Annotated in this window: 12 protein-coding genes; 7 read left to right on the top strand and 5 right to left on the bottom strand. The window is 71.2% G+C overall.

The genetic code is table 11. The features are described from left to right. Positions 1 to 256 precede the first annotated feature (256 nt). Positions 257 to 1,609 carry an FtsW/RodA/SpoVE family cell cycle protein gene (locus ACGFN2_RS28950; RefSeq protein ID WP_393365583.1) on the bottom strand — a complete coding sequence of 451 codons (1,353 nt, stop codon included), beginning with the start codon at positions 1,607 to 1,609 and terminating at the stop codon, positions 257 to 259. Between the two features lie 512 nt (positions 1,610 to 2,121). On the opposite strand from ACGFN2_RS28950, the gene groES reads away from it, so the two are divergent. After that, positions 2,122 to 2,430, top strand: coding sequence for a co-chaperone GroES (gene groES / locus ACGFN2_RS28945; RefSeq protein ID WP_018090856.1), 309 nt, complete (start codon positions 2,122 to 2,124; stop codon positions 2,428 to 2,430). Positions 2,431 to 2,565: 135 nt separating this feature from the next. Beyond that, positions 2,566 to 4,188: a chaperonin GroEL gene (gene groL, locus ACGFN2_RS28940; protein WP_362614306.1), complete on the top strand. Its 1,623-nt coding sequence runs from the start codon at positions 2,566 to 2,568 to the stop codon at positions 4,186 to 4,188. 135 nt (positions 4,189 to 4,323) lie between these two features. On the opposite strand, the gene ACGFN2_RS28935 is transcribed toward groL, so the two are convergent. From ACGFN2_RS28935 to ACGFN2_RS28925, 3 genes are all read right to left on the bottom strand, one after another. Then, a complete protein-coding gene (locus tag ACGFN2_RS28935; protein ID WP_393365475.1) occupies positions 4,324 to 5,382 on the bottom strand; it encodes a hydroxyacid dehydrogenase in 1,059 nt (352 codons plus the stop codon). 152 nt (positions 5,383 to 5,534) lie between these two features. Beyond that, positions 5,535 to 6,308: an SDR family NAD(P)-dependent oxidoreductase gene (locus ACGFN2_RS28930; protein ID WP_362614301.1), complete on the bottom strand. Its 774-nt coding sequence runs from the start codon at positions 6,306 to 6,308 to the stop codon at positions 5,535 to 5,537. Between the two features lie 133 nt (positions 6,309 to 6,441). Continuing rightward, positions 6,442 to 7,107: an MOSC domain-containing protein gene (locus tag ACGFN2_RS28925; protein ID WP_362614298.1), complete on the bottom strand. Its 666-nt coding sequence runs from the start codon at positions 7,105 to 7,107 to the stop codon at positions 6,442 to 6,444. Positions 7,108 to 7,264: 157 nt separating this feature from the next. On the opposite strand from ACGFN2_RS28925, the gene ACGFN2_RS28920 reads away from it, so the two are divergent. Then, positions 7,265 to 8,176, top strand: a complete 912-nt coding sequence (locus ACGFN2_RS28920) for a LysR family transcriptional regulator (protein ID WP_362614296.1) — start codon at positions 7,265 to 7,267, stop codon at positions 8,174 to 8,176. A gap of 151 nt (positions 8,177 to 8,327) precedes the next feature. Here ACGFN2_RS28920 and ACGFN2_RS28915 read toward each other — a convergent pair whose 3' ends face one another. Further along, positions 8,328 to 8,660, bottom strand: coding sequence for a WhiB family transcriptional regulator (locus tag ACGFN2_RS28915; protein ID WP_362614293.1), 333 nt, complete (start codon positions 8,658 to 8,660; stop codon positions 8,328 to 8,330). A gap of 379 nt (positions 8,661 to 9,039) precedes the next feature. On the opposite strand from ACGFN2_RS28915, the gene ACGFN2_RS28910 reads away from it, so the two are divergent. The 4 genes from ACGFN2_RS28910 (at position 9,040) to ACGFN2_RS28895 (ending at position 13,400) form a co-directional block, all read left to right on the top strand. Then, positions 9,040 to 9,651 carry a response regulator transcription factor gene (locus ACGFN2_RS28910; protein ID WP_003948568.1) on the top strand — a complete coding sequence of 204 codons (612 nt, stop codon included), beginning with the start codon at positions 9,040 to 9,042 and terminating at the stop codon, positions 9,649 to 9,651. 283 nt (positions 9,652 to 9,934) lie between these two features. Next, complete coding sequence (locus ACGFN2_RS28905) at positions 9,935 to 10,510, top strand: sigma-70 family RNA polymerase sigma factor (protein ID WP_362614290.1); 576 nt, start codon at positions 9,935 to 9,937, stop codon at positions 10,508 to 10,510. Between the two features lie 139 nt (positions 10,511 to 10,649). Beyond that, complete coding sequence (gene guaB / locus ACGFN2_RS28900) at positions 10,650 to 12,152, top strand: IMP dehydrogenase (protein ID WP_362614288.1); 1,503 nt, start codon at positions 10,650 to 10,652, stop codon at positions 12,150 to 12,152. A gap of 132 nt (positions 12,153 to 12,284) precedes the next feature. Beyond that, the gene (locus ACGFN2_RS28895; protein WP_159744901.1) at positions 12,285 to 13,400 is read left to right on the top strand and encodes a GuaB3 family IMP dehydrogenase-related protein; all 1,116 of its coding nucleotides are present in this window, start codon (positions 12,285 to 12,287) and stop codon (positions 13,398 to 13,400) included. The last annotated feature ends 148 nt before the right edge of the window (positions 13,401 to 13,548 follow it).

The following is a 13,548-nucleotide window of genomic DNA, read 5'->3' as shown; positions in this document are numbered from 1 at the left end:
CTCGTTTTTTCCCCCCGCCGCCGGGGGGGGGGGGGGGGGGGGGGGGGGGGGGGTGTGCCGGACGTAAAGCGAAGCAGTCCGGCACACCCCACCCGCGGAGGCCCGTCACCGCACCTCGACAGCCCCGCGCAGCGGACCCGCCCGCCGCAGGCGCAACGGCGGGGAAGCGCAAACATCACCCGATGCCACGCCCCGCGCAGCGGACCCGAAACGACGCGAGCCACCACGGCGGGAAAGCCGAAAACGTGGGAAGCCCTCACACCGGCTCGCGCCGCCGCTGCGCGTGATCGCTGATCCGCAGGAGCAGGGCCACCATGACCCAATTGGCGACCAACGAGGAGCCCCCCTTGGCGAGGAACGGGAGCGCCTTGCCGGTGAGGGGGATGAGGCCGGTGACGCCGCCGGAGACGACGAAGACCTGGAGCAGCAGCGCACCGGAGAGACCGACCGCGAGCAGCTTGCCGAAGGGGTCGCGGGCGCTCAGCCCGACCCGCAGGCCGCGCTGGGCCAGCAGGACGTAGAGCATGATCACGGCCATCACCCCGGCCAGCCCCAACTCCTCGCCGACGGTGGTGAGGATGAAGTCGCTGTTGCCGGCGAAGCCGATCAGCTCGGGGTGGCCCTGGCCCAGGCCGCTGCCGCTGATGCCCCCGCTGCCGAAGCTGAGCAGCGCCTGGGCGAGCTGGTCGGACATGTGCTCCGCCTGGCCGGCCCTGGTGAACGCCCGCATGGGGTCCAGCCAGGCGGTGACCCGGCCGTGGACATGGGGTTCGAGGGAGCCGACGACGGCCGCGCCGACCGTGGCCATCAGCAGACCGCAGACCACCCAGCTGGTGCGGTCGGTGGCCATGTAGAGCATGATCACGAAGACGCCGAAGAAGATCAGCGAGGTGCCCAGGTCCCGTTCGAAGATCAGCACCAGCAGGCTGATCGCCCAGATCGTGAAGATCGGCGCGAGTTGGCGCCCCGGGGGCAGCTGCATGCCCAGGACGCGGCGGCCGGCCAGCGCCAGCGCGTCGCGGTTGACGGTGAGGTAGCCGGCGAAGAACACCGAGATCATGATCTTCACGAACTCGCCGGGCTGCAGCGACAGCGGCCCCAGCAGAATCCACCGCTTGGCGCCGTACATGTCGGCGCCGAAGAAGGCCGGCGCCATCAGCAGTACGAGCGCGATCACCATCGTCAGATAGATGTAGCGCTGCAGGATGCGGTGGTCGCGCAGTACCAGCAGGATGACGACGCAGACCGCCACCCCGATCGCGGTCCACACCAGCTGGCCGTCGGCCGCCGCGGCGATCTTCAGCCGTGGCGACTTCGCGTAGGTGAGGTCCAGGCGGTGCAGCAGTACCAGGCCTATTCCGGACAGCAGGGTCGCCAGCGGCAGGATCAGCGGATCGGCGCGGGGCGCGAACCGGCGCAGGACCAGATGCGGGACCAGCGCCATGAGGGCCATGCCGGCGGCGAAGCCGGCCAGTCCGGCGGACAGCCGGCCCTCCATCGACAGGCCGGTGTAGGCGTGGCCGAAGACCGCGATCAGGACGACGAGGGCGAGCAGCCGTGCCTCGGTCCTCCGCCGGTCCGGCGCCTGGGCCAGCGCCTCGAACGTCATGGTGCGTTCGACATCGCTCTCCGGGACCCTGGCCCTCCGGGGAACTCTGGTCGTGGGACGCACGGGTTTTCCTCCGCCATCGGTCGTCGAGGCCGCCGGCCGGCCGGGAACGGGCCCGGTTCGTCCGCCCGGCAGTCGGGGAGGTAGACGAGGCAGCCGGTGGCCTGGTTGCGAGAGCAGGGGGAGGTATGTCCGATGCGCCGGGAATCTTCCCGATAGTTGTCTCGTAACCCGCCCCGCCCCCGCTGTAGATGGCCATGATCGCCGAATGTGGGCGGGCCGGGAAACCGCGGCTCCTCCCGGCCGGTCAACCGGCGGCGGACGAAGACTCCCCGCCGCGCTGGCACTCCGCTTGACCGAGTGCTAACCGCGTCATAGTCTCGGCGTTGGCACTCTCCAGTGGGGAGTGCCAACACAGCGACGGGCAGGTCCGGCACCCGCGACGACGGATCGACCTGGTCGCCACCTCAGACAGTTAACCCCGTGAGATCTCCGAAGGGGGAGGTCGGATCGTGACGACCACCAGCTCCAAGGTTGCCATCAAGCCGCTTGAGGACCGCATTGTGGTCCAGCCGCTCGACGCCGAGCAGACCACGGCTTCGGGCCTGGTCATTCCGGACACCGCCAAGGAGAAGCCCCAGGAGGGCGTTGTCCTGGCCGTGGGCCCGGGCCGGGTCGAGGACGGCAAGCGCGTCGAGCTCGACGTGAAGGTCGGCGACGTCGTGCTCTACAGCAAGTACGGCGGCACCGAGGTGAAGTACAACAACGAGGACTACCTCGTTCTCTCGGCTCGCGACGTGCTCGCGATCGTCGAGAAGTAAGTCACCCGGTTTTGCCGTGATCTGCGCCCCTGGTTTCCCGCGTCTAAACAACCGGGGCAGGGGCGCAGTCCGTTTGAGCGACAGCGGTCCCCACGTCGTGGCCGAGGATCGCATTGAGAGGACTTGAAGCAACCCATGGCGAAGATCCTGAAGTTCGACGAGGACGCCCGTCGCGCCCTTGAGCGCGGCGTCAACAAGCTTGCCGACACGGTCAAGGTGACCATCGGCCCCAAGGGCCGCAACGTCGTCATCGACAAGAAGTTCGGCGCGCCGACCATCACCAACGACGGCGTCACCATCGCCCGTGAGGTCGAGGTCGACGACCCGTACGAGAACCTCGGCGCCCAGCTCGTCAAGGAGGTGGCGACCAAGACCAACGACATCGCGGGTGACGGCACCACCACCGCCACCGTGCTGGCCCAGGCGCTGGTCCGCGAGGGCCTGCGCAACGTCGCCGCCGGCGCCTCCCCCGCCGCCCTGAAGAAGGGCATCGACGCCGCCGTCAAGGCCGTGTCCGAGGAGCTCCTCGCGACCGCCCGTCCGATCGACGACAAGACCGACATCGCCGCCGTGGCCGGTCTGTCCGCGCAGGACAAGCAGGTCGGCGAGCTGATCGCCGAGGCCATGGACAAGGTCGGCAAGGACGGTGTCATCACCGTCGAGGAGTCCAACACCTTCGGTCTGGAGCTGGACTTCACCGAGGGCATGGCCTTCGACAAGGGCTACCTGTCGCCGTACATGGTCACCGACCAGGAGCGTATGGAGGCCGTCCTCGAGGACCCGTACATCCTGATCCACCAGGGCAAGATCGGCTCGATCCAGGACCTGCTGCCGCTGCTGGAGAAGGTCATCCAGGCCGGCTCCTCCAAGCCGCTGCTGATCATCGCCGAGGACGTCGAGGGCGAGGCCCTGTCGACCCTGGTCGTGAACAAGATCCGTGGCACCTTCAACGCCGTGGCCGTCAAGGCCCCCGGCTTCGGTGACCGCCGCAAGGCGATGCTCGGCGACATGGCCACCCTCACCGGTGCCACCGTCATCGCCGAGGAGGTCGGCCTCAAGCTCGACCAGGCCGGTCTGGACGTGCTCGGCACCGCCCGCCGGGTCACCGTCACCAAGGACGACACCACCATCGTCGACGGTGGCGGCAAGGCCGAGGACGTGGCCGGCCGCGTGGCCCAGATCAAGGCCGAGATCGAGTCCACCGACTCGGACTGGGACCGCGAGAAGCTTCAGGAGCGCCTCGCCAAGCTCGCCGGTGGCGTCTGCGTCATCCGCGTGGGTGCGGCCACCGAGGTCGAGCTCAAGGAGAAGAAGCACCGTCTGGAGGACGCCATCTCCGCGACCCGCGCCGCGGTCGAGGAGGGCATCGTCTCCGGTGGTGGCTCCGCTCTGGTCCACGCCGGCAAGGTGCTGGAGGGCTCCCTCGGCAAGGAGGGCGACGAGGCCACCGGTGTCGCCGTCGTCCGCCGCGCCGTCGTCGAGCCGCTGCGCTGGATCGCGGAGAACGCCGGCCTTGAGGGCTACGTCATCACCGCGAAGGTCGCCGAGCAGGACAAGGGCAACGGCTTCAACGCCGCCACCGGCGAGTACGGCGACCTGGTCAAGGCCGGCGTCATCGACCCGGTCAAGGTCACCCGCTCCGCGCTGGAGAACGCCGCGTCGATCGCCTCGCTGCTGCTGACGACCGAGACCCTGGTCGTCGAGAAGCCCGCCGAGGAGGAGCCGGAGGCCGGTCACGGTCACGGCCACGCGCACTGACCTGAGCCGTCGGCTCGGCTGACGCGCCGCGTCGGTCTGCTTCACCCAGGACCCGGGTCCCGCTGCGGCGGGACCCGGGTCCTCGGGTTTTCCGGCGGGGCCGGGCGCCCGGGTTCCCCGCCGGAAGGGCGCGGTTCACGCCGAGTGGTGCAGCTCCTCCCGCCGTACGGGGGCGCGGAACGGCTCGCCCCGGCCGTAGCGCTCCAGTTCGTCGAGGGCGTGGTCGGCCAGGCGGTGGAGCTCGGTGCCGAGCGAGCCCGCCACATGCGGGGTGAGCAGCACGTTCGGCAGGTCGTACAACGGTGAGCCCGGGGGCGGGAGTTCGGGCTCGGTGACGTCGAGGACGGCGTGCAGCCGGCCGGTGGTCAGCTCGGGAAGCAGGGCCGCCGCGTCGACCAGTGCGCCGCGGGCGGTGTTGACCAGGGTGGCGCCGTCCGGCATCAGGGCCAGCTCGCGGGCGCCGAGCAGATGGCGGGTGGCGGGCAGCTCCGGGGCGTGCACGGTCACGATGTCGCTGCCGGCGCAGAGCGCGTCGAGGGGGACCGGCTCCGCGCCGAGCCGGGCCGCCTCGGCGCGGTCCACGTACGGGTCGTACAGCAGGACGCGCAGGTCGAACGGGCGCAGCAGCGTGATGACCCGGCGGCCGATGCGGGAGGCGCCGATGACGCCGACGGTGCGGCGGTAGTTGCCGGCCCCGGCGAGTTCGCCGGACCAGTCGTGGGGGGCGCGCAGGCCGCGGTAGCGGTGGGCGGCGTGCAGGACGCGCTTGTTGGCGAAGAGGATCGCGGCGAGGGTGTACTCGGCGACCGGCAGGGCGTTGGCGTCCGCGGCCGAGGTGACGGCGATCCCGCGGTCCCAGCAGGCGTCGGTGACGTGGTGTTTGACCGAGCCGGCGGCGTGGACGACGGCTCGCAGCCGGGGGGCTGCGGCCAGCACCCGCTCGGTGAGGGGCGGGGCGCCCCAGCAGGTGAGCAGCACCTCGGCGCCGGCGAGGGCGGCGGCGACCTCGGGGGCGGGGTCGGCCAGCTCGTGGGCGACCAGCCGCGGGTCGGTACGGGCGAGGGCCGCGAGGCGGGTGCGGTGGCGGGCCCCGAGGAGCCGGCCGGCGACGCCCGGCCCCATCGCCAGCAGCAGGCCGGGCCGGAACGGTGGCGCTTCCGCAGGTCCTGGGGGACTGTCAGAGGCGGGGTGCATCGTGCTGACCTCCTCCGCGGTCGCCCGCAGCCGTCGACGCCGGTGCCCGCCGCCCGTGGCGCCCCCCTCGGTGGAGCGCCACGGCGACGGTATGGCCACGGCCATCGCACCACCACCGCCCCGCCCTCGGCAACGGGTGGGGTGACCCGGCGTCAGCGCGGCCCGTACTTCCGGCCGGTGCGGGACGTCAGACCGCTCAGCACGCCCCGGGGCGCCAGCTTCACGGCGCCCATGAGCGCCTTGTACCGCGGGTCCGGAATGGACAGCGACTTGCCCCGCGTCAGGTCCTTCATCGCGGCGTCGACCAGCTTGTCCGCGTCCAGCCACATCCACCCGGGGATGTTGTCCGTCCCCATCCCGGCGCGCTGGTGGAACTCGGTGCGGACGAACCCGGGGCACAGCGCCATCAACCGCACGCCGCTGCCCGCCAGATCGCGCGCCGCGCCCTGGGTGAACTGGACGACCCACGCCTTGCTCGCGCCGTAGGTGCCCCGCGGTACGAACGCCGCCACGGACGCCACGTTGACCACCGCGCCCCGCCGCCGGTCCCGCATCCCGCGCACCGCGGCCGTGGTCAGCCGCAGCACCGCCTCGCAGTGCACCTTCAGCATCGTCAGCTCGTCGGCCATCGGGACGTCGAGGTACTCGCCCTTGTTGCCGAAGCCGGCGTTGTTCACCAACAGGTCCACCGGGTGCTTGGGGTCCGAGAGCCGGGCCTCGACGGCTGCGATGCCCTCCTCGGTGGCCAGATCGGCGCTCAGCACCTCCGCCTCGATGCCGTGCCGGTCGTGCAACTCGGTGGCCTGCTCGTGCAATCGCTTCTCGTCGCGGGCCACCAGCACCACGCTGTGGCCGTCGCTCGCGAGCCGCCGGGCGAACGCCGCCCCGATGCCCGCCGTCGCTCCCGTGATCAATGCAGTCGTCATACCGGCACGCTATCCGCCCGGGGCACGGCGCCCGCGTCCCAACCCCCGGTGGCGCGGCCGGCCCACCGCCCGCCGGAGGCGCGTGCTCCGCTCCCGCTCCCGGCGCACACCGCCCGGCACCCGGCGGACGGGTTCAACCTCCGGCCCGCTCCGCGTACTTCACCGCCTTCCGCCGCGCCTCCTCCGGAAGGGCCGCACCCGCCTCCAGCAGCCGCGGCAGCAGCTCCCGCCGGGTCGTCAGGGCCAGGAACATCATCCCGACCGTCACCTCGTGCTCCGGGCGGTGCACCACCTCGACGGCGTCCCCGGCGCGGATCTCGCCCGGCTCGATCACCCGCAGATAGGCGCCGGGCACCGCGGCCTGGGTGAACCGCCTGATCCAGCCGCGCTCGCCGAGCCACCCGTGGAAGGTCCGGCAGGGAATCCGCGGGCAGGTCACCTCCAGCAGCAGCCGCGGCCCCACCCGCCAGCGTTCGCCGATCCGCGCACCGGTGACGTCGACGCCCGACGTGGTGAGGTTCTCGCCGAAGATCCCGTTGGCCAGCTCGCGGCCCAGCTCCCGCTGCCAGTCGTCCAGGTCCTCCCGGGCGTAGGCGTAGACGGCCTGGTCGTCGCCGCCGTGATGGCGCAGGTCGACCACCGCGTCACCGGCCAGCCCGCTGCCCCCGACGCCCTTGGGCCCGGGGGCGGCCACCGCCACCGGGCCGTCCACGGGCCGTTTGTCGATGCCCGTACCGCCCTCCGCGTCGGTGTGCCGGGAAGGGGTGGGCCGCCCCAGGTTCACGCTCAGCAGTTTCATGTGGTGCTCCGTTGCTCGGTCGGGCGGCGTGCTCCGGGGCCCGGCTTCGTCGACGTCGCCCCAGCTCATGCGTGCCATGGAGGCGCGCCCGGCATGCCTCCCAAAAGGAACGACGCGATTTTTCACGATCGGCCCAAGAACCGCTTATGCTCAAAGCATGATCGAGGCCCGTCATCTCCGTGTGCTGCGCGCCGTCGCCCGGACCGGCTCGTTCTCCGCCGCCGCACGCGAACTGGGCTGCACCCAGCCGGCCGTCAGCCAGCAGATGAAGGCACTGGAACAGTCCGCCGGCACCCCGCTGCTGGTCCGCGCGGGCCGCGAGATGCGGCTGACCCAGGCGGGCGAGGCGCTTGTCCGGCACGCCGTCAGCATCCTGGCCGGGCTCACCGCCGCCGAGGAGGAGATCGCCGCCATCGCGGGCCTGCGCGCGGGCCGGGTGCGCCTGGTGTCGTTCCCCTCCGGCAGCTCGACGCTGGTGCCGACCGCCCTCGCGACGATGCGCGCCGCCCACCCCGGTACCCGGGTCTCGCTGGTCGAGGCCGAACCGCCGCGCTCGATCGAGATGCTGCGCAACGGCGACTGCGAGATCGCGCTCGCCTTCCGCTACCCCGAGGTGCGCGGCGCGGACCCGGCGGCCGGGGCGGAGTGGGACGACCTGGTGGTGCGCCCGATCCTGGCGGACCGGCTGGTCGGGCTGGTGCCGGAGGGCCACCGGCTCGCCGCGGCGGGCGTCGCGCGCTTCGCCGAGCTGGCCGACGAACCCTGGATCGCGGGCTGCCCCCGCTGCCGCAGGCACCTCGTGGAGGTCTGTGAGAGCGCGGGCTTCACCCCGCGTATCGACTTCGCGACGGACGACTATCCGGCGGTCATCGGCCTGGTCGGGGCCGGCCTGGGGGTGGCCGCGCTGCCCGAGCTGACACTGGCGTCGGTGCGCCCCAAGGGCGCGACGGCGGTACGTCTCGAGCCCGCCGTACACCGCGAGATCGTCGCGCTCACCCTGCCGGATCTGGCGCAGGTCCCCGCCGTCGAGGCGACGCTCGACCGGCTGGTGGACGCCGCGCGCCGCTGACGGCTCCCGCCGGCACCGTCCCTTCGCCAAGCCCTTCGTCACCCGGCCGCACCGAACCCCGTACCGGCCGCACCGAACCCCGCGTCCTGCGGACGGGCGGCCGCACCGTCGTGCAGGAACGTTTCTTCAGGAGCAGTCCGCCCCCGGAGCCTCAGGAGCCGGAGACGTGCGCGTGGCCGGTCATGGACGAGGCCGGGACCAGCCGGTGCCTGGCCCGGCCCATGAGTTCCTCGCGCTCGTCCTCCGTCAGACCGCCCCACACCCCGTAGGGCTCGCGGACGGCCAGCGCATGCGCCGCGCACTCGGCCCGTACCGGGCAGCGCATGCAGACCTCCTTCGCCGATGTCTCACGCGCGCTGCGGGCCGCTCCGCGCTCGCCTTCGGGATGGAAGAACAGCGAGCTGTCCACGCCACGGCAGGCAGCCAGCAGCTGCCAGTCCCAGAGGTCTGCGTTCGGGCCCGGGAGGCGGGAGAAATCTGCCATTGCTTGTCCCCTCGAAGCGATGCTGATTCGGGCTCGGTGCTCACGACGGTACATCTACTGTCGAAGTAGATGTAAATATGACTCATTGCGAATCTAGTCATAGTCACCACGAAAATGGAAGAAAGAGAGCCAAATAGGGCATAGGGTGCACGCGCGGATGCCGGTCGCCCATTGAGTCGTCTGCGTATCCGGCTCCTCACGGAGCGTGCTGAACTCGGTCGCCGAAGCCGTAACTCTTTCGAGTGACCGTCGTTGAGAGTGCGGAGGCGGTTGGCAGAGGTAGGCCACGGGCAAATGTCCGAGGCCGTCAATCGCACAGGTGACGATACGTACCAGCCTGGAGGCTCAAGGTGACGCGCATCAGCTGCGGAGGGCGGTCATGACATCCGTCCTCGTCTGCGACGACTCCCCGCTTGCCCGAGAGGCGCTCCGTCGGGCGGTTGCGACCGTGCCCGGCGTCGAGCGTGTGACGACCGCGGCCAACGGCGAGGAAGTCCTCCGCCGCTGGGGCGCCGATCGCTCGGACCTGATTTTGATGGACGTACGGATGCCCGGTCTCGGCGGTGTCGAGACCGTGCGCCGGCTGCTGTCCGCCGACCCCGGCGCCCGGATCATCATGCTCACGGTGGCCGAGGACCTGGACGGTGTCGCGCTCGCGGTCGCCGCCGGTGCCCGCGGCTATCTGCACAAGGACGCCTCGCGCGCCGAGCTGCGGGCGACGGTGACCCAGGCGCTCGCCGATCCGACGTGGCGGCTCGCCCCGCGCCGGCTGCGGTCCGCCGAGATGGGTGCCGCGCCGACGCTGACCGCGCGCGAGATCCAGGTGCTGGAGGGCATGAGCCACGGCCGCTCGAACGCCGAGATCGGACGTGAGCTGTTTCTCTCCGAGGACACGGTCAAGACGCACGCCCGGCGCCTCTTCAAGAAACTCGGCGCCTCGGACCGCGCGCATGCGGTGGCCCTGGGCTTCCGCTGGGGACTGGTCCGCTAAGGCGTTGTGACGTGCAGCGACGCGGGGGAGTGAAGATCCCCGCCCGCCCTGTGGCGGGCGGGGTGGCATGGCGCCCCGCAGCCGTCGGCGTACGACGGCGGTCCGATTCGCCGCGCGGTGCCGCATCCTTGGAGGTATGGAGTTCCTCGGGGACGGGCCGGTCGGGCATGAGGGGAGGGCGCAGGACATGACAACAGCCGGCGCACCTGCCGCTCATAACGCTTCGGTGCACAAGTGCGGACCTGATGCCGCGGAGCGCGCGGCGCCAAGGCACCATGGTCCGATGCGTGACGACGGGAAGCAGGAAATCGGCGAACTCGTCGCACGCGCAGTCGAGGGTGACCAGCGGGCCACCCACGATCTTCTGGCCCATGTGCATCCCCTCGCCCTGCGGTACTGCCGCACCCGGCTGTCACGGCTGCCGGGTGACGCCCGGCACTTCGTCGAGGATCTCGCGCAGGAAGTGTGTGTCGCGGTGCTCTGTGCGCTGCCGCGTTACCGCGACACCGGCAAACCGTTCGAGGCCTTCGTCTTCGCCATCGCCGGCCACAAGGTCGCCGATCTGCAGCGGGCCGCGATGCGGCATCCGGGCAGCACGGCCGTGCCGTCCGACGAGATGCCCGAGCAGCCGGACAACTCCCTCGGCCCCGAGGAGCGGGCGCTGCTGAGCAGCGACGCCGAGTGGGCCAAGAAGCTGCTGGCGAACCTTCCGGAGAACCAGCGCGAGCTGGTGCTGCTGCGGGTCGCCGTCGGGCTGACGGCGGAGGAGACCGGGCAGATGCTGGGGATGTCGCCCGGTGCGGTGCGGGTCGCCCAGCACCGTGCGCTGAGCAGGCTGCGGGCGCTGGCCGAGCAGTAGCGGTTCCCGGTGCGGAACGGCTGGTGGCCGCCGTAGAAATGCACAAGTGATGAGGCCCTCATTGCTCGTGGAATGGGACACCTCATTAGGCCGTTAGCATGGGAGTCCGCGCTGAGGCAAGAGCATTGGGGAAGGTGTCATGAGTGACAACGTCGACGGTATGCCCGCCAAATTCGCCATGCTCGGGCTGACATACGACGACGTACTGCTGCTGCCCGGTGCGTCGGAGGTGCTGCCGAACGCGGTGAGCACCGCGTCCCGGGTCTCGCGCAACGTCACGGTGAACATCCCGCTGCTGTCCGCGGCCATGGACAAGGTCACCGAGGCTCGGATGGCCATCGCCATGGCACGGCAGGGTGGCGCGGGCGTGCTCCACCGCAACCTGTCGATCGAGGACCAGGCCAACCAGGTCGACCTGGTCAAGCGCTCCGAGTCCGGCATGGTCACCGACCCGATCACGGTCCGCCCGGACGCCTCGCTCGCCGACGCCGACGCGCTGTGCGCCAAGTTCCGCATCAGCGGGGTGCCGGTCACCGACGGCGCCGGCAAGCTGCTGGGCATCGTGACCAACCGCGACATGGCCTTCGAGATGGACCGCAGCCGTCAGGTCCGCGAGGTCATGACGCCGATGCCGCTGGTCACCGGCAAGGTGGGCATCTCCGGCGAGGACGCCGTCGAGCTGCTGCGCCGCCACAAGATCGAGAAGCTTCCGCTGGTCGACGACGCGGGCGTGCTCAAGGGCCTGATCACCGTCAAGGACTTCGTCAAGGCGGAGAAGTACCCCAACGCCGCCAAGGACGCCGAGGGCCGGCTGGTCGTCGGTGCCGCGGTGGGCGTCGGCGACGCGGCGTACGACCGGGCGCAGGCGCTGGTCGAGGCCGGTGCCGACTTCCTCGTCATCGACAGCGCGCACGGCCACAGCCGCGGCATTCTCGACATGATCGCCAAGGTCAAGTCCAACATCACCGTCGATGTCGTCGGCGGCAACGTCGCCACCCGCGACGGCGCCCAGGCGCTGATCGACGCGGGCGCGGACGGCATCAAGGTCGGCGTCGGCCCCGGTTCCATCTGCACCACCCGCGTCGTCGCCGGTGTCGGCGTGCCGCAGGTCACCGCGATCTACGAGGCGGCCAGGGCGGCGAACGCCGCGGGCGTCCCGCTGATCGGTGACGGCGGCCTGCAGTTCTCCGGCGACATCGCCAAGGCCATCGCGGCCGGTGCGGACACCGTCATGCTGGGCTCGCTGCTGGCCGGCTGCGAGGAGTCGCCCGGCGAGATGGTCTTCATCAACGGCAAGCAGTTCAAGTCGTACCGCGGCATGGGGTCGCTGGGCGCGATGCAGTCCCGCGGCCAGGGCCGGTCCTTCTCCAAGGACCGCTACTTCCAGGACAACGTGCTCTCCGAGGACAAGCTGGTCCCCGAGGGCATCGAGGGCCAGGTGCCCTACCGCGGCCCGCTCGCCTCGGTCGCCCACCAGCTCGTCGGCGGCCTGCGCGCCTCCATGGGCTACGTCGGCTCCGCCGACATCCCCGAGCTCAAGGAGAAGGGCAGCTTCGTCCGGATCACCGCTGCGGGCCTGAAGGAGAGCCACCCGCACGACGTCCAGATGGTCACCGAGGCGCCCAACTACTCTCGACGCTGAGGGAGGGGGCGCGGCGCGCCCCTCCCCACGGCGCTACCACGGCCCTACCGTGAAGCCCGCGGCCTCCCCGGCCGCGGGCTTCGGTGTGTCGGGGATACTGGAACGGCAGACGTAGAGGGAAAGGCCACACACGTGACTGAGATCGAGATCGGGCGCGGCAAGCGCGGCCGCCGGGCATACGCATTCGACGACATCGCCGTCGTACCCAGTCGCCGCACCCGCGACCCGAAGGAGGTCTCGATCGCCTGGCAGATCGACGCCTACCGCTTCGAGCTGCCGTTCCTGGCCGCTCCCATGGACTCCGTGGTCTCCCCGCAGACCGCGATCCGTATCGGTGAGCTGGGCGGCCTGGGCGTCCTCAACCTGGAGGGTCTCTGGACCCGGTACGAGGACCCGGAGCCGCTGCTCGCGGAGATCGCGGAGCTGGACGGCGCCACGGCCACCAAGCGGCTGCAGGAGATCTACGCCGCGCCGATCAAGGAAGAGCTGATCGGGCAGCGCATCAAGGAGGTGCGGGACGCCGGTGTGGTGACCGCCGCCGCGCTGTCGCCGCAGCGTACGGCGCAGTTCTCCAAGGCCGTCGTCGACGCGGGCGTGGACATCTTCGTGATCCGCGGCACCACCGTCTCCGCCGAGCACGTCTCCTCCGCGGCCGAGCCGCTGAACCTCAAGCAGTTCATCTACGAGCTGGACGTCCCGGTCATCGTCGGCGGCTGCGCCACGTACACCGCGGCGCTGCACCTGATGCGGACCGGCGCGGCCGGTGTGCTGGTGGGCTTCGGCGGCGGCGCCGCGCACACCACGCGGAACGTCCTCGGCATCCAGGTCCCGATGGCGACCGCGATCGCCGATGTCGCCGCCGCGCGCCGCGACTACATGGACGAGTCCGGCGGCCGCTACGTCCACGTCATCGCCGACGGCGGGGTGGGCTGGTCCGGCGACCTCCCCAAGGCGATCGCCTGCGGCGCGGACTCCGTGATGATGGGCTCCCCGCTCGCCCGCGCCACCGACGCGCCGGGCCGTGGCCACCACTGGGGCATGGAGGCGGTCCACGAGGACGTGCCGCGCGGCAAGCGGATGGACCTCGGTGCGGTCGGCACGACGGAGGAGGTGCTGTTGGGGCCGTCCACGACCCCCGACGGTTCGATGAACTTCTTCGGTGCGTTGCGCCGGGCGATGGCGACGACCGGGTACTCGGAGCTGAAGGAATTCCAGCGGGTTGAGGTGACGGTCGCCCCTCGGCGCTAGCCGTACGTTGTCGGGTGCCCCGCCGTGCCTCTTCTGTTTTTTCGCCTTCGGCGGGGAGGGGGTTGGTGGGGTGGGGCCCCGGTGTGTGGTGGGTGACGGGTTCGGGGCCTCCGGGGTGGGTGTTCGGACTGCTTCGCTTTACGTCCGA

It is taken from the genome of Streptomyces sp. NPDC048612, assembly GCF_043199295.1.
Classification (GTDB): Bacteria; Actinomycetota; Actinomycetes; order Streptomycetales; family Streptomycetaceae; genus Streptomyces.
Note: the sequence above shows the minus strand (reverse complement) of the source record. Positions and strands in the feature narration are given on the sequence as shown.